Source organism: Streptomyces fradiae ATCC 10745 = DSM 40063 (assembly GCF_008704425.1).
In the GTDB taxonomy this organism is placed as follows: Bacteria; Actinomycetota; Actinomycetes; order Streptomycetales; family Streptomycetaceae; genus Streptomyces; species Streptomyces fradiae.
On the sequence record NZ_CP023696.1, the window covers coordinates 5702289 to 5720797 of the forward strand.

Annotated in this window: 18 protein-coding genes; 9 read left to right on the forward strand and 9 right to left on the reverse strand. The window is 76.2% G+C overall.

The window, feature by feature from the left end; all coding sequences use genetic code 11:
- Positions 1–55 precede the first annotated feature (55 nt).
- Positions 56–1297, forward strand: coding sequence for a DUF5919 domain-containing protein (locus tag CP974_RS24980; RefSeq protein WP_078915788.1), 1242 nt, complete (start codon positions 56–58; stop codon positions 1295–1297).
- Between the two features lie 183 nt (positions 1298–1480).
- A complete protein-coding gene (locus CP974_RS24985; protein ID WP_037938800.1) occupies positions 1481–2239 on the forward strand; it encodes a 3'-5' exonuclease in 759 nt (252 codons plus the stop codon).
- 153 nt (positions 2240–2392) lie between these two features.
- On the opposite strand, the gene CP974_RS24990 is transcribed toward CP974_RS24985, so the two are convergent.
- Positions 2393–3217 carry an alpha/beta fold hydrolase gene (locus tag CP974_RS24990; RefSeq protein WP_031134661.1) on the reverse strand — a complete coding sequence of 275 codons (825 nt, stop codon included), beginning with the start codon at positions 3215–3217 and terminating at the stop codon, positions 2393–2395.
- Positions 3218–3279: 62 nt separating this feature from the next.
- Entirely contained in the window at positions 3280–4143 is an 864-nt protein-coding gene (locus CP974_RS24995) for a phosphotransferase enzyme family protein (RefSeq protein ID WP_031134663.1), read from the reverse strand.
- Positions 4144–4512: 369 nt separating this feature from the next.
- Between CP974_RS24995 and CP974_RS25000 the strand changes: the two genes are divergently transcribed.
- Positions 4513–5094 (forward strand): DUF1697 domain-containing protein, encoded by a 582-nt coding sequence (locus CP974_RS25000; protein ID WP_031134665.1) that lies wholly within the window; start codon positions 4513–4515, stop codon positions 5092–5094.
- 43 nt (positions 5095–5137) lie between these two features.
- Positions 5138–5755, forward strand: coding sequence for a mycothiol-dependent nitroreductase Rv2466c family protein (locus CP974_RS25005; protein ID WP_069978647.1), 618 nt, complete (start codon positions 5138–5140; stop codon positions 5753–5755).
- 66 nt (positions 5756–5821) lie between these two features.
- On the opposite strand, the gene CP974_RS29785 is transcribed toward CP974_RS25005, so the two are convergent.
- Positions 5822–6973 (reverse strand): DUF6745 domain-containing protein, encoded by a 1152-nt coding sequence (locus CP974_RS29785; RefSeq protein WP_159311446.1) that lies wholly within the window; start codon positions 6971–6973, stop codon positions 5822–5824.
- 78 nt (positions 6974–7051) lie between these two features.
- Entirely contained in the window at positions 7052–7378 is a 327-nt protein-coding gene (locus CP974_RS25015; RefSeq protein WP_031135359.1) for a DUF8820 family protein, read from the reverse strand.
- A gap of 156 nt (positions 7379–7534) precedes the next feature.
- Here CP974_RS25015 and CP974_RS25020 point away from each other — a divergent pair, with 156 nt between their 5' ends.
- The 5 genes from CP974_RS25020 to CP974_RS25040 all read left to right on the forward strand — a co-directional run bounded on the left by CP974_RS25020 (position 7535) and on the right by CP974_RS25040 (position 13036).
- A complete protein-coding gene (locus CP974_RS25020; protein ID WP_031135357.1) occupies positions 7535–8488 on the forward strand; it encodes an STM4015 family protein in 954 nt (317 codons plus the stop codon).
- A gap of 10 nt (positions 8489–8498) precedes the next feature.
- Positions 8499–9617: an STM4014 family protein gene (locus tag CP974_RS25025; RefSeq protein WP_031135355.1), complete on the forward strand. Its 1119-nt coding sequence runs from the start codon at positions 8499–8501 to the stop codon at positions 9615–9617.
- Between the two features lie 202 nt (positions 9618–9819).
- Entirely contained in the window at positions 9820–10626 is an 807-nt protein-coding gene (locus CP974_RS25030; RefSeq protein ID WP_031135353.1) for an STM4013/SEN3800 family hydrolase, read from the forward strand.
- Positions 10627–10760: 134 nt separating this feature from the next.
- Positions 10761–12101: an STM4012 family radical SAM protein gene (locus tag CP974_RS25035; protein ID WP_031135351.1), complete on the forward strand. Its 1341-nt coding sequence runs from the start codon at positions 10761–10763 to the stop codon at positions 12099–12101.
- Positions 12102–12109: 8 nt separating this feature from the next.
- The gene (locus CP974_RS25040) at positions 12110–13036 is read left to right on the forward strand and encodes an STM4011 family radical SAM protein (RefSeq protein WP_031135349.1); all 927 of its coding nucleotides are present in this window, start codon (positions 12110–12112) and stop codon (positions 13034–13036) included.
- Here the strand turns inward: CP974_RS25040 and CP974_RS25045 are convergent.
- The 5 genes from CP974_RS25045 to CP974_RS25070 all read right to left on the reverse strand — a co-directional run bounded on the left by CP974_RS25045 (position 13033) and on the right by CP974_RS25070 (position 18509).
- On the reverse strand, positions 13033–13770 hold the full coding sequence (locus tag CP974_RS25045; protein ID WP_031135348.1) for a sirohydrochlorin chelatase: 738 nt from the start codon (positions 13768–13770) through the stop codon (positions 13033–13035). The two genes, CP974_RS25040 and CP974_RS25045, sit on opposite strands and share 4 nt — an antisense overlap.
- A gap of 5 nt (positions 13771–13775) precedes the next feature.
- Complete coding sequence (locus CP974_RS25050; protein ID WP_223844404.1) at positions 13776–14876, reverse strand: ABC transporter permease; 1101 nt, start codon at positions 14874–14876, stop codon at positions 13776–13778.
- A complete protein-coding gene (locus CP974_RS25060; protein WP_031135153.1) occupies positions 14863–15660 on the reverse strand; it encodes an ABC transporter ATP-binding protein in 798 nt (265 codons plus the stop codon). The genes CP974_RS25050 and CP974_RS25060 overlap by 14 nt, the downstream gene beginning before the upstream one ends.
- Positions 15661–15748: 88 nt before the next feature.
- Positions 15749–16864, reverse strand: a complete 1116-nt coding sequence (locus CP974_RS25065) for an ABC transporter substrate-binding protein (RefSeq protein WP_031135151.1) — start codon at positions 16862–16864, stop codon at positions 15749–15751.
- Between the two features lie 301 nt (positions 16865–17165).
- Positions 17166–18509 (reverse strand): sulfate adenylyltransferase subunit 1, encoded by a 1344-nt coding sequence (locus CP974_RS25070; RefSeq protein ID WP_031135147.1) that lies wholly within the window; start codon positions 18507–18509, stop codon positions 17166–17168.

An 18509-nucleotide genomic window follows, 5' to 3' on the forward strand; every position in this document is an offset into this window, starting at 1 on the left:
GTACCCTTCCTTGATCGTTGGAGACGGGCGTTCGGAACCAGAAGGCGGTGCGCGGGTGAGCTCGGGAGGGCTGGAGCTGCCCCCAGGTGACTCGGGTCATGAGGGGGACTCCACTGACTCCGCAGATGTCCCGCCCGGCGCGGTCTCACTCGCCCGGCCGATGGAGATCGGCGCGGAGCTGGAATGGGACGCCCGGGACTGGAGCGAGGTGCGCACCCGCGCCCAGCGCGCGGGACGGGCGTATATCTGGCTGAATCTGGTCGAACAGCGCCTGCGGGCGGTCGTGGCCGCCGTACTGCGGCCGGTCTACGAGCCGATGCACGGCGACGACTGGGTCGTCGCCGCCGCCGGTCCCGCGGGGCAGGAGTGGGTGCAGCGGGCCGTCGCCGTCCGCGAGGTGTCCCGCCGCAAGGGCTACCTGCTGGACCCGGCCGACGACAACGTCCTCAGCTTCCTGACGCTGCCCCAGCTGCGCGAGCTGATGGTCCAGCACTGGCCCTGCTTCGAGCCGTACTTCGACGACCGGCGCGAGCTGGAGCTGGCCCTCGACGAGCTGGAGGTCACGCGCAACGTCGTCTCCCGCAACCGGGCCCTGTCCCGCACCGTCCTGGACCAGTCGGAGCGCGCCTCGGCCCGCCTGCTGGAGATCCTGGGCAGCGGCGCGGGCGTGCCGTCCGCGCACCGGCTGCCCGTGGACGCCGTCGAGGACCTGGTGGGCGACCGGTACGCCGACGTGGTGTCCGTCCACCCCGACCGGGTGCGGCTCCAGCGCCAGATGCCCGCCGAGGACCTGTTCGGCGGGGCGCGGCGCCTCGACGCCATCGGCATAGGCCTCAACCTGCTCGTGCAGAACTTCTCCGGCCGCAGGCTCGTCCGCCTCGCCGAGTCCGGGTGCCGGATACGGCTGCTGTTCCTCAATCCGGCGAGCAGCGCCGTCAAGCGGCGCGAGCGGGAGCTGGGCATCAGGAAGGGCGAGCTCAGCCGCTCCGTGGAGATGAACATCCTGCACATGCGGCGGGTCCGCTCCAAGCTGCGCGACCCGGGCGCCTTCGAGATCCAGGTGTTCGACGAGACCCCCCGCTTCACCGCCTACCTGGTCGACGGGGACGGGCCCGACGGCGTCGGCGTCGTCCAGTCCTACCTGCGGCGGGCCCGCGGGATGGAGGCGCCCGTGCTCGTCCTGCGGGGCGGGCGCCGGTCCGTCGTCACCGCGTCGCCGGACGGCGACCACGGGCTCTTCGAGACGTACCGCGAGGAGTTCGAGTCGTTCTGGGCGGACTCGCGCCCCGTCTCCTGACGGCCGGGGAAGGGGCGGCGCTCCGCAGGCCGCTTCCGCCCCCTTCGCTCACCCGTGAGCGCATTGCCCGCCGTTGTCTGGTTCCGAGGGGTGCGGGCCGCGTTGTCAGTGCCGCGTGCGAGGGTGAAAGCCCATTGGGGGAGGGCGCCGCGCGGACCGCGGCGCCGCGAAGGAGGTTCTGGCATGCGCTGGCACGGGGAGACACTCGTCGGCTTCGACCTGGAGACGACGGGGACGGAGCCGTTCGAGGCGAGGATCGTCACGGCGGCGGTCGTGGAGGTGCGGGACGGGCGCACGCTGGCGCGGCGCGAGTGGCTCGCCGACCCCGGCGTCCGCATCCCCGCGCAGGCCGCCGCCATCCACGGCATCAGCAGCGAGCGGGCCGCCGCCGAGGGCCGCCCGGCCCGTGAGGTCGCCGACGAGGTCGCCGACGCCCTGGCCGGGTACTGGGCGCGCGGCGTGCCCGTCGTCGCGTACAACGCCGCCTTCGACCTGACCCTGCTCACCGCCGAGTTGCGGCGGCACGGGCTGCCCTCGCTGCGCGACCGGCTCGGCGGGCTGCCGATCGGGCCCGTCATCGACCCGTACACCATCGACCGGTCCGTCGACCGCTACCGGCGCGGCAAGCGGAACCTGGAGGCGGTGTGCGCCGAGTACGGCGTGGCGCTGGACGGGGCGCACGAGGCCGCCGCCGACGCGCTGGCCGCCGTGCTCGTCGCCTGCGCGATAGCCGAGCGGCACGCGCTGGTGGCCCGGCTGACCCCGCGCGAGCTGCATGCCCGTCAGGTGGAGTGGTACGCGCAGTGGGCCGCCGACTTCCAGGGCTTCCTGCGCCGCAAGGGCAGCCCGGACGCGGTGGTCGACCCGCGCTGGCCGCTGCGGGAGCCCGCCCCCGTACCGGAGGGGCTGGCGCCCTCCGCCCCGGCGGCGGCCACCGGCTGACCGGGCCTCCCGGCCCGCCCACGACCGTCCCGGACCGTCCTGCCTCCAGCACGTCCCGGACCTCCGGGAGTACGCGGCCGGTCCGCGAGCGCCCGGGTCCGGCGCCCCAGGGACGCCCGGCGAGAAAGGCCGGCACTGCCCAAGGCCGGCGCCTCAGGAGTGCTCGGCGAGGAACGCCAGCAGGGCCGCGTTGACCCGCTCGGGCGCCTCCAGTTGCAGCCAGTGCCCCGCGCCCTCGACCCGCTCGTAACGCCAGGAGCCGTCCACGTACTTCTCCGTGCCCGTCATCGCCTCCTCGGTGAGGAAGCGGTCCCCGGTGCTCCACATCCCCAGCACGGGGCCCGGCAGCGAGGGGAGCGGCACATCCGGCCCGAACAGCGCCTTCGGCGGCAGCCCCGCCCGGTAGACCGCCAGCGCCGCGGTGAGCGCGCCCGGCTCCGCCAGCCGCTCCACGGCCTCCCCGGCGTCCGGGTGCTCGGCCAGGAACTCGCGCAGGTGCGCGGCCCCGTCCCGCAGCAGCCACTCCTCGGCGATCCCCTCGTACTGGAACAGCAGCATGTACCAGGAGCGGCTGCGCTGCTCCCAGCCGCCGTCGCCCAGCGCGCCACGGTGGCCCACGGACAGCAGCGACAGGCTCGCCACCCGGTCCGGCACGGCCATGGCCACGCCCTGCACGACGCCCGACCCCCAGTCGTGGCCCACGAGGTGCACCCGGTCCACGCCCAGCCGGTCGAGCAGCTCCACCATGTCCGCCGCCGAACGGCGCGGTGCGTAGGCAGCCGTCCGAGCCGGCCGGCCGGAGCCGCCGAACCCGCGCAGATCGGGGGTGATCGTCCGGTACCCGGCCGCGTTCAGCACGGGCACCTGGCGGCGCCAGCACGCGCGGGTGTCCGGGAAGCCGTGCACCAGCAGCACCGCGGGGCCCGGACCACCGCTGTCCTCGACCTCCAGGGCCACTTCGGCGAGTTCCACACGCATGCGCGCTGCTCCGATGTCCGGCGGGATCTACACGGCTGTGACCGGCCCATCATGGCAGCCCGTCAGAACGGGTACCAGCGGACCTCCGGGTCGTCGTCCCGCAGCGACGCGACGCGGCGGCGGAACTCGGCCAGCGCGGCCGGGCGGGTCTTCGCGTGCTGGGCGACCCACGCGCAGCTCGCCGTCTCCCGCGCCCCGCGCAGCACGGCGCAGCCGTCCCACTCCCGCACGTCCCAGCCGTACGCGGCGGTGAACGCGTCGTACGCCGCCGGGTCCAGGCCGTACCGGTCCCGCGACAGCGCGAGCACCACCAGGTCGTGCTCACGCAGGTCCAGCGAGAACGTCTCCAGATCGACGAGGACCGGCCCGTCCGGGCCCACGTGGACGTTGCGCGGCAGCGCGTCGCCGTGGATCGGGCCCGGCTCCAGCCTCGGCACCAGCGCCGCGGCCGCCCCCGCGAACGCGTCCCGCCGCTCCCGCAGGAACGCCGCGTCCGCCGGGTCGATCGCGTCCCCGGCCAGCCGCAGCCACCGCTCGACGCCGCCCAGCAGATCCCGGCCCGGCAGCGCGAAGGGCGGGGCGGGCAGCGCGTGCACCCGGCGCAGCAGCGGCGCCAGGTCGCGCGGCTCCGAGGGCCTCACGGCGCCGGGCAGCCGCCGCCACACCGTCACCGGGTGGCCCTCCACCAGCCGCGCCCCGGGCTCCGCCGCCCGCACCGCGGGCACCCCCGAGTCCGCCAGCCACCCGGCGACCGCGACCTCGCGGCGCGCCCGGTCCAGCAGCGACGCGTCCCGGCCGACCTTGACCACCAGGTCGCCGACGGCGAACACCGCGTTCTCGCCCAGCGCCAGCGCCAGCGGCGCGGCCCCGCCGCCCGCCGCGAACCCCGCAGCGTCCAGGACCTCCCGCGCCCGCGCCTCGTCCATACCGCGCCCAGCCCTTCACCCCGCGGACCCGCGCCCGCCGCCACCAGTACGCCGCCCAGTCTCCCACCCGGCCCATCCCGCCGCGCCCGGCCCCTGAGCCCCCGCGGCCCCACGGGCTTCCTCAGCCTCCCCCGTCCCCGCCACCTCTCAGCGCGGGCGAGACGCCGCTCCGGCGCCTCGGACGTCCTCAGGGCCCCCGACGTCCCCCTCGTACCCGACGTCCCCCTCGTACCCGACGTCCGCTGCGGCCCCTGCGTCGACGGCGGACCCGGCGGGGGGCGGGGGAGGCCGCCCGGTGTGCCCGCGCACCGGGCCCCGCGCCGCTCCCCGGTACGCCGGGCGCGGCGGCTCCTGCCTAGGGTGGCGGGCATGACGACGACTTCCCGATACGCCCTCCTCCTGCGCGGCGTCAACGTCGGCGGGCGGAAGATGCCCATGGCGGAGTTGCGCGCCGTGCTCGCCGGGCTCGGCCACACCGGCGTGCGGACCTACCTCCAGTCGGGCAACGCCTTCTTCACCACGGCTTCCGGGGAGGACGAGGACGCCCTCGCCGCGGGGATCGAGCAGGCGGTGGCGGAGCACTTCGGGTTCCGGGTCGGCTGCCTCGTCCGGAGCGGGTCCTACCTGCGGGCGGTGGCCGACGCCTGCCCGTACCCCGCCGCGCGGCTGGAGCCCCGGCAGCTGCACGTCACGTACCTCTCCGCGTCCGCGACCCCCGGCCGCTTCGCCTCCGTGGACCCGGCCGCCTACCTCCCGGAGGAGTTCCGGCTCGGGGACCGGGCGCTCTACCTCCACCTCCCGCACGGCATGGGCCGCTCGAAGCTGGCCGAGGCCCTCGCCCGCCCGGCCGTGGTCAAGGGCCTCGTGGCCACCACGCGCAACTGGAACACCGTGCTGAAACTGGCGGACATGGCCCAGGAAACGGAAATGGCCCAGGGAACGGAAGGGTGATTGGCCCGTCCCCCCGGTCCACCGGGCGGCTAGCGTCCCGGACATGAGCACCGAGCAGCCCGCCGCCGTCGACCTCTGGTTCGATCCCGCCTGCCCCTTCGCCTGGATCACCTCCCGCTGGATCCTGGAGGTCGAACGCCACCGCGCCCTCGACGTCCGCTTCCACGTGATGAGCCTGTACCTGCACAACGAGGGCAACGAACTGCCCGCGTGGTACCGGGACCTCGTCGACCGGTCCCTCGGCCCCGTCAGGGTCGCGGCGGCCGCCGCCGAACGGCACGGCGAGGGCGTCCTGCGCGACCTGTACACGGCCCTCGGCACCCGCATCCACCGGGACGGCGACGGCGACTTCGACGCCGTCGTCGCACAGGCGCTGGCGGAACTGGGCCTGCCCGCCGGGCTGGCGAAGGCCGCGGCGGACCCCGCGTACGACGAGGCGGTCCGCCGCAGCCACGACGCGGGCCGGGACCCCGCAGCCGGCGGCTACGTGGGGACCCCGACCCTCCACGTCGACGGCGCCGTCTGGTTCGGCCCCGTCCTCGGCGCGATCCCGCGCGGCGAGGAGGCCGTCCGCCTCTTCGACGCCTTCCGCACCCTCGCCGGACACCGGCACTTCTTCGAGCTGAAGCGCACCCGCACGGGCCGCCTCGACCACTCCTGACCCACCGGTCCCGCGGGCCGCGGTGCGACCGGCGCGCCCGGCGCCCCCCGACGCCGGGCGCACCGGTCACGTCTCCCGCAGCGGCGCGTACGCGTCGGCCTCCAGGCCGAACGTCCACGCCACACCCTGCCGGGCGGTCCGGGTGTCCGGCGGCACCCGCAGCCAGTACGTGCGGCTCGTCCCGTCCGGCTCCGGCGTGGAGTTGACGACCTCCACCATCGCCACGTCCTCGTCGTCGGGCAGGGGAATCCGCCACAGCACCCCCGTGTCGTCCCGGTGCACCGGCTTGGCGCGCGACTCGCGCAGATAGCGGTCGTAGCCGTAGAACTCCAGCATCACCCGGCGCAGTTCGGCGTTCTCCTCGGTCCTGATCCGCTCCGGCGTCAGGGCCCGCAGCTCCGCCGGGAAGGCCGCCGGGACGGGCATGCCCCGCCACGCGTGGAGCGCGAAGCCGTCCCCGTACGCCAGCGCCGGGCCGTCCCCGCGGTCCAGCCGGCCCGCCTCGTCCCGGTGCAGCTCCACCGGGCGCTCGCACACGACGGCCAGCCGCTCGTACGGCCACCACCAGCCCGCCGACCGGGCCACGGCGGCGAGTCCTTCGAGCGGCGAGCCGGGCTCCGTGCCGAACGCGCACAGCCACGCCGCGTCGTGCTGGCCCAGTACCGCGTCGAGCAGCAGCAGCCGCACCTCCGCCTCGTCGGCGGGGCCCCCGGCCGCCTCCTCGACCAGACCGGCCCGGATCCGGTCGGCCAGCCGCTCCGTCGTCTCCCACAGGCGGGCGCCGGTCACAGCCCACCGCCGCCCCCATCCGCGCGCGCCGAGCAGCTCGTTCAGCCGGCCCCGCTCGGCCGCCCACGGCGCGCTGCGCACCGCCTCCCGCACCGACCTCCCCCGCGCGGCGGGCCCGCACGGGCCGTCCGGCGCCTCCCGCAGCAGCCGCAGCGCCGCGCGGGGCGAGCCCGCCCACACGATCCGCTCCGGCTCCGCCAGGCCCGCCCGGCGGTAGGCGAGCCGCACGCCCGCCTCCGCCGCCGCCCGGTCCGCCGGCCCCGTCGCCGCCGCGACGGCCCGCCACCCGTCCACGTCACCCGCCGCCGCGCCCGCCGGCACCCCGGCCGGCTCCGCCGCCCCGCCGGCCCCCACCGGACCCACCGCCCCGGCACCCCCGATCCCCCCGGTCACCCCGGTCGTCCCCGCCGTTCCCACCGTCGCCGTCATCCCCGCACCCGCCGCCATCCCCGTCGCTTCCGTCGATTCCCTCGTCACCCTCGGTCCCGTCACCCGTCTCCCCGCCCCTCAGTCCGCCACGAGCCGCACCGAGCCCGGCACGTACTCCCGCTGCCGCACCACGCGGTACCACCCCTTCGGCAGCGGAATCGCGGCGTGCTCCTCGTGCACCACCCGCCCCCCGTCCGGCAGGTGCAGCAGCAGTGGCCCGACCGCCCCCGGCTCGCGCAGCAGCCGCCCCGGCCCCAGCACGGCGTGGGCGTGCCCCGTCACCTCGCCGAGCGCCAGCACCAGCCGCCCGCGGGCGTCCCGCGGCTCCTGCGGAGCGTCCGCGGCGTGCGGCGGCACGGCCGCCTCGTCCAGCGGAACGATCAGCACGTCCCCCTGCCGGTACATACCTGTCCCCTTCCCCCGCGCCGCCCGGTGCGCCGCGTCGTCCTCCGACCGTAGGGCGGGGGTCTGACAACGGGGCCCGGCCGGGCCCGGTGTCAGTGGCGCTTGCTACAACTGGCAGCACATCGACGGCGACGCACGAGGAACGGCGGACATCCCATGGTGAGTCACAAGAACGAGTGGTGCGGGCTGCCCGTCTACGACTTCCCCGGCCCCGAGGACCAGGCCGGGACGAAGCTGCCCGACGCGGGCGCCGTCGCCTGGCGCGTCTCGGTCGACACCTACGACGCGGAGGAGACCTGGCCCGAGGCGTTCGCCCGCTTCACGGCGGCCGTCGACCCCGGCGCGGTCCGCGCGATCGTCGTCGGAGCCTGGGAGGAGGCGTACGAGAACGGCCCCGAGAAGGTGATCCGGGCGCTCCTGGACGCCCGCGGCCGGCTCACCTCCCTGCGCGGTCTGTTCCTCGGCGACATGGAGTCCGAGGAGTGCGAGATCTCCTGGATCACCCAGGGCGACGTCACCCCGCTGCTCGACGGCTTCCCCGACCTGGAGGAGTTCGGCGTACGCGGCGGCACGGGCCTCGCCTTCTCCGCCGCCGCCCACCGGCGGCTGCGGTCCCTCCTCGTGGAGACCGGCGGCATGCACGCCGAGGCCGTGCGCGGCGTCGCGGCCTGCGACCTGCCCGCGCTGCGGTCCCTGGAGCTGTGGCTGGGCACCGACCAGTACGGCGGCGACTGCGCCGTCGAGGACGTGGCACCGATCCTCGACGGCTCCCGGCTGCCCGCCCTGCGCCACCTCGCCCTGGTCAACAGCGACATCGAGGACGCCATCGCGGCGGCCGTCGCCTCCGCGCCCGTCGTCGCCCGGCTGACCTCCCTCGACCTGTCGAAGGGCGTCCTCACCGACGAGGGCGCGACCGCGCTGCTCGGCGGCCAGCCGCTCACCCACCTCGACAGGCTGGACCTGCACCACAACTACCTCACCGAGCCGCTGCGGCAGCGTCTGCGCGAGACCCTGGAGAGCGCGGGCGTCGTCCTCGACCTCGACCCGGGACACGCCGACGAGGACGAGTGGGACGGCCGCGTCTGGCGGTACGTCGCCGTCGGCGAGTGACGGACCGGCCGTGACGAAGGGAGCGCCGCGCCGCTGGGCGGTCGTCGCCAACCCCGCGAACCGCCGGGTGGCCCTGTTCGCCCGTGCGGTCCGCGAGGCCGGGCTGCCCGCGCCGCGCGTCGTGCCGTGGGCGGACGTGCTGCGCGACGGCGGCGCCGACTTCGCGCCCGACGAGGTCGTACGGCTCGACTCGCCCGGTGAGGACGCCGCCGTCGACCGGGCGCTGCGCGGGGTGGACGACCCGACCCGCGTCGAGGGCGGCGCCCGCTGGTATGAGCGGTTCACCGCCGCCGTGCGGTCGCTCAGGGGAGGGGTGCACCTCGACGACCCCGGTGAGCTGGCCGTCCTCTTCGACAAACGGCGCTGCCACGGCGTCCTGGCCGGCGCGGGGGTGCCCGTGCCCGAGTCGCCCACCTCCGGCGGCGGCACGCCGGTGCGCGGCTGGGACGACGTACGGGCCCTGATGGAGGCGCGCGGCATGCCGCGCGTGTTCCTCAAGCCCGCCCACGGCTCGTCCGCCTCCGGGGTCGTCGCCGTCGAGACGGCCGGGCGCGGCAGGATCAGGGCGACCACCTCCGTGGAGACCGCCGAGGACGGCCGCCTCCACAACTCGCTGCGCGTGCGCCGCGTCACGAGCGAGCGGGAGGTCGCGGCCCTGGCCGACGCGCTCGCCCCGGACGGGCTGCACATCGAGCGGTGGTGGCCCAAGGCGTCCCTGGACGGCCGGGCGGCCGACCTGCGGGTCGTCGTGGTCGCCGGCCGGGCCACCCACGCCGTCGTCCGCACCAGCCGCACGCCCATGACCAACCTGCACCTCGGCGGGCGGCGCGGCGACCTCACCGCGGCCACCGCCGCCGCGGGCCCCCGCTGGGCGGACGCCCTGGAGACCTGCGAGCGGGCCGCGGCCCGCTTCCCCGGCACGCTCTGCGTCGGGGTCGACCTGCTCCCGGCGGTCGGCTGGCGCCGGTTCGCCGTCGCCGAGGTCAACGCCTTCGGCGATCTCCTGCCGGGCCTCACCGGCCTGCCCGGCAGCGGCGCGGAGGGCCTCGACACCTACGCGGCCCAGGTCGCCGCCGTCCAGTACCGCCTTGACCGGAACCACACGAGGAACCACCGTGCACCCGCCTGACCCCGCGCCCCTGCCCGACGACGCACGCGAACCCGACACGTACGGGCCCGGCACGCACGGGCCCGACACGTACGGGCCCGGCACCGCCGGGCCCGACACGCGAGGGCCCAGCACGCCCGGCCCCGCCCCGCACGAGCCCGCCCCGCACGGGCCCGACACAGACGGGCCCGACACGAACGAGCCCGACACAGACGAGCCCGACATGAACGAGGTCGTCGGCCGGGACGACCTGCTCCTGCTCACCCTCGACACCCTGCGCCACGACGTGGCCGCCGAACTGGCCGCCGCCGGGCGCCTGCCGAACCTCGCCCGCCACCTGCCCGGCGGCGCCTGGGAGAAGCGGCACGCGCCGGGCAGCTTCACCTACGCCTCCCACCAGGCGATCTTCGCCGGCTTCCTGCCCACCCCGGCGGCGCCGGGCCCGCACCCCCGGCTGTTCGCCGCCCGGTTCGCGGGCAGCGAGACGACCGCGCGGCGCACCTACGTCTTCGACACGCCCGACCTCGTGTCCGGCCTCGCCGCCGCCGGATACCGCACGGTGTGCGTGGGCGGCGTCGGCTTCTTCACCAACCGGGGCGCGCTCGGCGGCGTCCTGCCCGGCCTGTTCCAGGAGAGCCACTGGGAGCCGGAGTTCGGCGTCGCGTCGCCCGTGTCCTTCGAGGCGCAGGTCGAGCGGGTCGAGCGGATCGTCGCCGGACTCCCGCGGCAGCGGCGGCTGTTCCTCTTCGTCAACGTGTCCGCGCTGCACCAGCCCAACTGGTTCCACCTGCCCGGAGCCTCCCGCGAGGACGGCGACAGCCGCGCCACGCACGCCGCCGCGCTGGAGTACGTGGACCGGCACGTCGGCCGGCTGTTCGCCGCGATGAGCTCGCGCCGCCGCTGCTTCGCCATCGTCTGCTCCGACCACGGCACCGCGTACGGCGACGACGGCTACACCGGTCACCGCCTCGGCCACGAGGCCGTGTGGACGGTGCCCTACGCCCACTTCTTCCTGGAGCCGTCCGCATGAACCCGCCCGCAGCGGCCCGAACCGCCCCCGCCGCAGCCACCCCGGCCCCCACGGCCCCCGCGCGGCTCCCGGCCGCCCCGGCGCGCCAGCCGGCACCGGCCACCCCGGCACCCGAGCCCCCGGCCCTTCCGCCCGTGCGCCCCTACCAGGCGTACGTCTACGCCTACCCGCACAAGACCGCGTACCGGCCGCTGGAGGACCGGCCCGCGCTGCGCGAGCTGTGGCGGGGCGAGGCCAAGGACGCCCTCTCCCTCTACCTCCACATCCCCTTCTGCGAGGTCCGCTGCGGCTTCTGCAACCTCTTCACCCGCATCGGCGCCCCCGACGGGCTCACCGGCCGCTACCTCGACGCCCTCGACCGCCAGGCCGCCGCCGTCCGCGACGCCCTCGACACGTCGGACGGCGGGGCGGGCGGCGGGGCGGGCGGCCCGGTGCGCTTCGCCAACGCGGCCTTCGGCGGCGGCACCCCCACCTTCCTCACCGCCGCCGAGCTGGACCGCCTCTGCGACATCGCGGAGCGGCGCATGGGCGCCGACCTCCGGGCCGTCCCGCTCTCCGTCGAGACGTCCCCGGCCACGGCCACCGCCGACCGGCTCGCCGTCCTCGCCGCACGGGGCGCCACCCGCGTCAGCATCGGCGTGCAGAGCTTCGTCGACGAGGAGGCCAGGGCGGCCGTCCGGCCGCAGCGCCGCGCCGACGTGGAGGCCGCGCTCGGCCGCATCCGCGACTCGGGCGTCCCCGTCCTCAACATCGACCTCATCTACGGCATCGACGGCCAGACCCCCGCCAGCTGGCGCGCCTCCCTCGACGCCGCCCTCGCCTGGCGGCCCGAGGAGCTGTACCTGTACCCGCTGTACGTCCGCCCCCTCACCGGACTCGCCCGCCGCACCGCCCACACCGACCGCGAGTGGGACGAGCAGCGCCTCACCCTGTACCGGCAGGGCCGCGACCACCTCCTCGCGCACGGCTACGAACAGGTGTCGATGCGGATGTTCCGCCGCCCGGACGCAGCCCCGCAGGGCCCCGACGACCACGCCTGCCAGACCGACGGCATGATCGGCCTCGGTTGCGGGGCCCGCTCGTACACCTCCACGCTCCACTACTCCTTCGACTACGCCGTCGACATGGGGCGGATACGGGGGATCATCGACGCCTACACGGCCACCGAGGACTTCGGCCGCGCCGTCCACGGCCGGCGCGTCGACGGCGCCGAGGCGCGCCGCCGGCACCTCCTGCAGTCGCTGCTCCAGGCGCGGGGCATGCCGCTCGCCGACTACCGGGCCCGCTTCGGCACCGACCCGTACGACGACTTCCCCGCCGAGCTGGCCGCCTTCGCCGGGCGCGGCTGGCTCCTCGACGACGGCTCCGGGGCGCTGCGCCTGTCGCCGGAGGGCCTCGCACACTCCGACGCGCTGGGCCCCGAGCTGTTCTCACCCGCCGTCCGGGCCGCGATGGCCGCGTACGAACCGAGGTAGCCGACACCGTGGACCTGACGATCCTGTACCGGGGGCCGCTCGCCTCCTGCGACTACGACTGCCCCTACTGCCCCTTCGCCAAGCGCCGCGACAGCACCGAGCGGCTGCGCGCCGACCGGGCGGCGCTGGAGCGGTTCACCCGCTGGGCGGGGGAGCGGACGGGGGACCGGCTCTCCGTGCTGTTCACGCCGTGGGGCGAGGGGCTGGTCCGCTCCTGGTACCGGCGGGCCCTCGTCGAGCTGTCCCACCGGCCGCACGTGCGGCGCGTCGCCATCCAGACCAACCTGAGCTGCCGCACGGACTGGCTCGCCGACGCCGACCCGGCCACCGTCGCCCTGTGGTGCACCTACCACCCCGGCCAGACCCCCTACGAGCGGTTCCTGGCCAAGGCCCGCGACCTCGCCGACCGGGGCGTCCGCTTCAGCGTCGGCGTCGTCGGGCTGCCCGCGCACCTGGCGCACGCCCGGCGGCTGCGCGCCGCCCTGCCCGCCCACGTCTACCTGTGGGTCAACGCGGCGGAGGGCCACACGTACACGGACGAGGAGGCCGCCCTCTGGACGGCCCTCGACCCGCTGTTCCCCTACAGCCGCCACCCGCACCGCTCGGCCGGGCTGCCCTGCCGCACGGGCGAGTCGGTCGTCTCCGTCGACGGCGACGGCACGGTCCGCCGCTGCCACTTCGTCCGCGCCGAGCTGGGCAACCTCTACGACGGCTCGTACCGCGCGCGGCTCGCCCCCCGCCCCTGCCCGCTCGCCGTCTGCGACTGCCACATCGGCTACGTGCACCTGGAGACACTGCCGCTCTACGACGTCTTCGCGGGCGGCGTCCTCGAACGCGTCCCGGCCGGGCACCCACCGCAGCCCCTGGCCCCGGTCCCGCTCAGCCCGCCGGAGCGCCGCCCGCCCACCCCGCCGGAGGCGGACCGGGCGCCCTAGACGGCGGCGGCCAGCGGGCGGGGTGCGCGGGCCTCGTCGTAGCGGTGGAGCAGCAGCCGGGCCAGCTCGGGGGCCGGGCCGAGGACGCCGGCCAGCACGTCGGCGCCGGCCGCGCCCGCCGCGATGCGGTCGGGCAGCCGGCCCGGGGCGATCACGTACGGGGCGACGGCCACCCGGCGGACGCCCTCGGCGCGCAGCGCCCGCACCGCGTCCTCGGTGCGGGGGAGGGATGCGGAGGCGAACGCGGGCCGCACGGCGCACCAACCGGTACGCCGCAGCTCCCGCGCCGTTTCTGCGAACACCGCGTTCGCCTCCGGGTCGGAGGAGCCCGCGCCGGCCAGGACGATCCCGGTCGCGGGCCGGTCGGCGGGGGTCAGCCCCGCCTCGTACAGCCGCCGCTCCACCGCGCGCAGCAGCAGCGGCGACGGGCCGAGCACGTCCGCCCGGCGGACCCGCAGCGCCGGCGGCGCCTGCCGCAGCGCGGCGGGGAGGTCGGCCTTGGCGTGGAACGCCCGGTTGAGCAGCAGGGGCAGGGCCACCACGTCCCGTACGCCGTCCGCCGCGAGGGCCGCCAGGGCGGCGGGCACGGACGGCACGTCGAAGTCCAGGAACGCCGTCTCGACCCGGACGCCGGGCCGCAGCGCGCCCGCCGCCCGCACCAGGGCGTGGACGGTCGCGGCGTGGCGCGGGTCGCGGCTGCCGTGGGCGACGACGAGGAGGGCGGGGCCGGCCATGGCGCTCAGCCCCTGCCCAGCAGTCCGCGCCGGCGCAGCACCGCGCGCTCCAGCGGGCTGAAGACCAGCAGGTCGACGGCGATGCCGACGAGCAGGATCAGCAGGATCGCCAGGAAGATCCCCGGCATGTCCGCGTTGCTGCGGCCGTTGTCCAGGAGCTGGCCCAGGCCCAGGCCCAGCTCCGGCGACGACGCGATGATCTCGGCCGCCATCAGGGACCGCCAGGAGAACGCCCACCCCTGCTTGAGGCCCGCCAGGTAGCCGGGGAGCGCGGCCGGCATGACGATGTGCCAGGCGCCGCGCAGCCCGGTCGCGCCGAGGGTGCGACCCGCGCGCAGGAAGAGCGGCGGCACCTGGTCGACCCCGGCGACCAGGCCGTTGGCGATGGAGGGCACGGCGCCGAGCAGGATCACGGCGAACATCATCCGGTCGTTGAGGCCCAGCCACAGCACCGCGGGCGGCACCCAGGCGACGGACGGCAGGGACTGCAGGCCCGACAGGACGGGGCCGATGGCGGCTCGTACGACCTTCACACGGGCGACGAGCAGGCCCAGCGGCGTACCGATGGCGAGGGCCAGCACGAAGCCGAGCAGGGCGCGGGACACACTGGTCCACATCACGCCGAACAGCGTCCCCTGCAGCCACATCTCGGACAGGCTGTCCCACACCGCGGACGGCGCGGGGAGTTTGTACGCGTCGGTGACCTCGGCAGACACCAGGATCTGCCACACGGCGAGGACGAGGGCGACCGCCACGACGGGCGGCAGCACCTTCCGCACCAGGGTCTCGCGCAGCGGCGTCCGGCGGGTCTCGACGGCGTCCAGCGCGTCGAGCCCGGCCTCCAGTCCCGCGAGGTCGTCGGCCCCGCCGGACCCCCTGCCCCCGCCGGCCCCCCCGGCCCCGCCGGACCCCGTGCCCCCGCCGGACCCCCCGGCCCCGCCGGACCCCCCGGCCCCGCCGGACACTTCGGTGCCGGCGGTGCCGGTGGCCTCGTTCGGCCCCGGCCCCCGCCCCGGCTTCTCGGGCTCCCGGTCCCCGCCCTGCCCCGGCTCCCGGCCCTGCCCCGTGCCGGACCTCACACCGGCCCTCGCGTCAGTGCTGCCCATGTCGGCGGATCTCCCCCCGCAGTTGTTCCGTGATCTCCAGGGACAGTTCCGCCACCGCGGCGTCCTCGATGCGGCGCGGCTGCGGCAGCCCGACCGTCCACTCGCGGGCGATCCGGCCCGGCCGGGACGACAGCAGCACCACCCGCTGCGCGAGCCGCACGGCCTCGCGCACGTTGTGGGTGACGAACAGCACCGACAGGCCCGTCTCGTGCCAGATGCGGGTCAGCTCGTCGTGCAGCACGTCGCGGGTGATGGCGTCGAGCGCGGCGAACGGCTCGTCCATCAGCAGCAGCCGGCTGTCCTGGGCGAGCGCCCGCGCCATGGCGACGCGCTGCCGCATCCCGCCGGACAGCTCGTGGACGCGCTTGCCGTACGCGCCGCCCAGCCGGACCAGTTCGAGCAGCCGCTCGGCCTCACCGCGCCGGTCGGCCTTGGGCACGCCGCGCAGCCGCAGCGCCAGCTCGACGTTCCTGCCGGCCGTCAGCCAGGGGAACAGCGCGTGCTCCTGGAACATCAGGGCCGGGCGGCCGTCCGTGGCGATCGTGCCGGACGACGGGCGGTCGAGCCCGGCCACCAGGTTGAGCAGGGTCGACTTGCCGCAGCCGGACGCCCCGAGGAGCGTGACGAACTCGCCCGGCGCGACATCGAGGCTGATGTCGTCGAGGACGAGCTGCTGTCCGGCGGGGCCGGCGAAGGACTTCGAGACGCGCTCGATCCGCGCGGCGTACGCGACCGCCGTGCGGTCCTCGGCGCGGGGCGCCGTCGTACCGATCGTGAGGGCCATGGTCGTCACCTCCTGGGAGCTGGTCTGACGGACTGACGGGACGGGTGGGGCGGGTGGGGTGCAGGGGACCCGTGCGGCCGGCGGCGGTTCACCGGACACCGAGCCCGGCGTCCTCGACGGGCGCCCGCCCCAGTGCGGCGAGGACCCGGTTCAGCGGCCGCAGGTCGTAGATCCCGTCCAGCCGGGGCTCCTTCAGCAGCCCGGCGGCCTCCGCGTGGCGGGCCTGCTCGCGCAGCGTCCCGGCCAGCGGGTCGTCGAGGAACCGGATCGTCGGCCAGGCCGAGTCGATGACCTCGGCGGGCAGCGCCTTGCCGGTGAGCTCCTTGATCCGGGCGTTCGTGGCGGCCTTCGCCTGCCCGGGGTGGGCGGTGATCCACGCGTTGGCCTTCAGCGATCCGCGCAGCACCGCCTCGACCACGTCCGGGTGGCGCTCCAGGAAGGGCTGCGCGACCGCGATGTTGGTGATGACGAACCGTCCGCCGGGCCACAGCGACGCCTCGTCCAGGAGCGGTTTCGCGCCCTCGGCGATCAGCTTCGACGCGGTCGGCTCGGGCGCCCACGCCCCGTCGACGGAGCCGGACCGGTAGGCGTCGGGCAGGATCTTGTTGTCGACCCGGAGCACGGAGACGTCGCCCTTGCCGCTCTGCGGGTCCACCTTCCAGCCCCGCTCCGCGGCCCAGTGGAGGAACGCCACGTCCTGGGTGTTGCCGAGCTGCGGGGTGGCGATGCGCTTGCCCCTGACGTCCGCGAGGTCCTTCACCCGCTCCGGGTTCACGACCAGCCGGACGCCGCCGGACGCGGCGCCGCCGACGATCCGCAGGTTCTTCCCGCCGGAGCGGGTGTAGCCGTTGAGTGCGGGGGAGGGGCCGAGGTACGCGATGTCGACCGAGCCGGCGTTGAGCGCCTCCACGGCGGACGGGCCGGCGTTGAAGGTCGCCGTCCGCAGCCGCGTGCCGCGCAGCTCCCGCTGGAAGAAGCCCTCCCGGTCGCCGACGAGGGCCGTGCCGTGGGTGAGGTTCGCGAAGTACCCGACGCGGACGGTGTCCGCCGAGAGCTTCGGCCCCTGGGGTACCACCTTCGCCCGGTTCTCCACCGCCTGCGAGCCGTAGCCGCAGGAGACCAGCGCCGCCAGGAGCAGCGGCAGGACCGCGGCGAGGGCGAGGCGTCCGCGCGGTGCGGATCGCGGGCGGGGGGCGGCAGGCACGGGAGGTTCCTCTCGTCGGCCCGGCCGCTACCCCCCGTACGGGAGGGGCGGCGCGGCCGGGCGGGCGGCGGTGGGCGGTCTTCTTCGGGTACGGCTGCGGGCGCTGCCGCCGGCGCGGTCGCCGGTACGGCCGGCGGCGGTGCCGGCGCGGCGGGCGAGCGGGCGGCGGGTCGTCGGGCGCGGGGTCATCGGGCACATCGCGCGACACCCCCGGTGCCGGCGCCGACGCGCCCGCCGCCGACGCGGCCGCCTTCCTTCGCGAAGGTCGCGAAGGCGTCGAGCACCGCACGGCCGGTGGGCATCAGAAGTCCCAGCCCGCGTCGTCGGCGCCGGCGGCCGGGCCGGCCGGCCGCTCCGTGGCGAACGACTCGCCCGCCATGCCCGCCGCCAGGGTGGTGCCGTCCGCCGGGTCGATCAGCAGGAACGATCCGGTGCGGCGCGAGTCGGCGTAGGCGTCCAGCGCGAGCGGCTCCGCCGTGCGCACCCGGACGGTGCCGATGTCGTTGGCGACCAGCTCTCCCGGCTCCGCGTGCTGGGACAGGTCGTCCAGGGTGAGCCGCGACGGGATCTCCTTGACGATCGCCTTCACCGTGCGGGTCGTGTGCTTCAGCAGCACCCGCTGCCCCACGGTGAGCGGCCGGTCCGCCACGTGGCAGACGGTCGCCTCGACGTCCTGGCTGGTCGCCGGGGCGTCCCCGGACGGCACGATCAGGTCGCCGCGCGAGATGTCGATGTCGTCCTCCAGCAGGAGGGTCACGGACTGCGGCGTCCACGCGATGTCGACCGCGGTGCCCAGCAGGTCGATGCCGGAGATCCGCGAGGTGCGCCCCGACGGCAGTACGGTCACCTCCTGGCCGACGCGGAACGTGCCGGCCGCGATCTGCCCCGCGTACCCCCGGTAGTCCGGGTGCTCGGCGGTCTGCGGGCGGATCACGTACTGGACGGGCAGCCGCGCGTGGCATCCGGTCAGGTCGTGGCTGACGGGCACGGTCTCCAGGTGCTCCAGCACCGTCGGGCCGCCGTACCAGTCCATCGTCGCGGACGGCTCCACCACGTTGTCCCCGGCGAGCGCGGAGATCGGGATGGCCGTCACCTCGGGGACGCCCAGCTCCGTCGCGTACGCCGTGAACTCCTCGGCGATCCGGGCGAACACGCCCTCCTCGTACCCGACGAGGTCCATCTTGTTGACCGCGAGCACGACGTGCGGGACGCGCAGCAGCGCGGCGATCGCGGCGTGCCGGCGGGTCTGCTCGACGACGCCGTTGCGGGCGTCGACGAGGATCACGGTCAGCTCGGCGGTGGACGCGCCGGTCACCATGTTCCGCGTGTACTGCACGTGGCCGGGGGTGTCGGCGAGGATGAACCGGCGCCGGGCCGTGGCGAAGTAGCGGTACGCCACGTCGATGGTGATGCCCTGCTCCCGCTCGGCCCGCAGGCCGTCCGTCAGCAGCGCCAGGTCGGGCGCCTCCTGGCCGCGCGAGCGGGAGGCGTGCTCGACGGCCTCCAGCTGGTCGGTGAGTACCGACTTGGAGTCGTGCAGCAGCCGGCCCACGAGGGTGGACTTGCCGTCGTCGACGGACCCGGCGGTCGCGAAGCGCAGCAGGGTGGTGGCCGAGAGCTGCTCGGCGGCGGTGGTGCTGGACAT

What these genes read in the sequence shown, in the direction of transcription:
- CP974_RS25060 (WP_031135153.1), bottom strand. Translation starts at nt 15,660, where the DNA reads ATGGCCCTCACGATCGGTACGACGGCGCCCCGCGCCGAGGACCGCACG.
- CP974_RS24985 (WP_037938800.1), top strand. Translation starts at nt 1,481, where the DNA reads ATGCGCTGGCACGGGGAGACACTCGTCGGCTTCGACCTGGAGACGACG.
- CP974_RS25045 (WP_031135348.1), bottom strand. Translation starts at nt 13,770, where the DNA reads ATGGCCGGCCCCGCCCTCCTCGTCGTCGCCCACGGCAGCCGCGACCCG.
- CP974_RS25030 (WP_031135353.1), top strand. Translation starts at nt 9,820, where the DNA reads ATGAACGAGGTCGTCGGCCGGGACGACCTGCTCCTGCTCACCCTCGAC.
- CP974_RS25050 (WP_223844404.1), bottom strand. Translation starts at nt 14,876, where the DNA reads ATGGGCAGCACTGACGCGAGGGCCGGTGTGAGGTCCGGCACGGGGCAG.
- CP974_RS24990 (WP_031134661.1), bottom strand. Translation starts at nt 3,217, where the DNA reads ATGCGTGTGGAACTCGCCGAAGTGGCCCTGGAGGTCGAGGACAGCGGT.
- CP974_RS25000 (WP_031134665.1), top strand. Translation starts at nt 4,513, where the DNA reads ATGACGACGACTTCCCGATACGCCCTCCTCCTGCGCGGCGTCAACGTC.
- CP974_RS25020 (WP_031135357.1), top strand. Translation starts at nt 7,535, where the DNA reads ATGGTGAGTCACAAGAACGAGTGGTGCGGGCTGCCCGTCTACGACTTC.
- CP974_RS25015 (WP_031135359.1), bottom strand. Translation starts at nt 7,378, where the DNA reads ATGTACCGGCAGGGGGACGTGCTGATCGTTCCGCTGGACGAGGCGGCC.
- CP974_RS29785 (WP_159311446.1), bottom strand. Translation starts at nt 6,973, where the DNA reads ATGACGGCGACGGTGGGAACGGCGGGGACGACCGGGGTGACCGGGGGG.
- CP974_RS25005 (WP_069978647.1), top strand. Translation starts at nt 5,138, where the DNA reads ATGAGCACCGAGCAGCCCGCCGCCGTCGACCTCTGGTTCGATCCCGCC.
- CP974_RS25070 (WP_031135147.1), bottom strand. Translation starts at nt 18,509, where the DNA reads ATGTCCAGCACCACCGCCGCCGAGCAGCTCTCGGCCACCACCCTGCTG.
- CP974_RS24995 (WP_031134663.1), bottom strand. Translation starts at nt 4,143, where the DNA reads ATGGACGAGGCGCGGGCGCGGGAGGTCCTGGACGCTGCGGGGTTCGCG.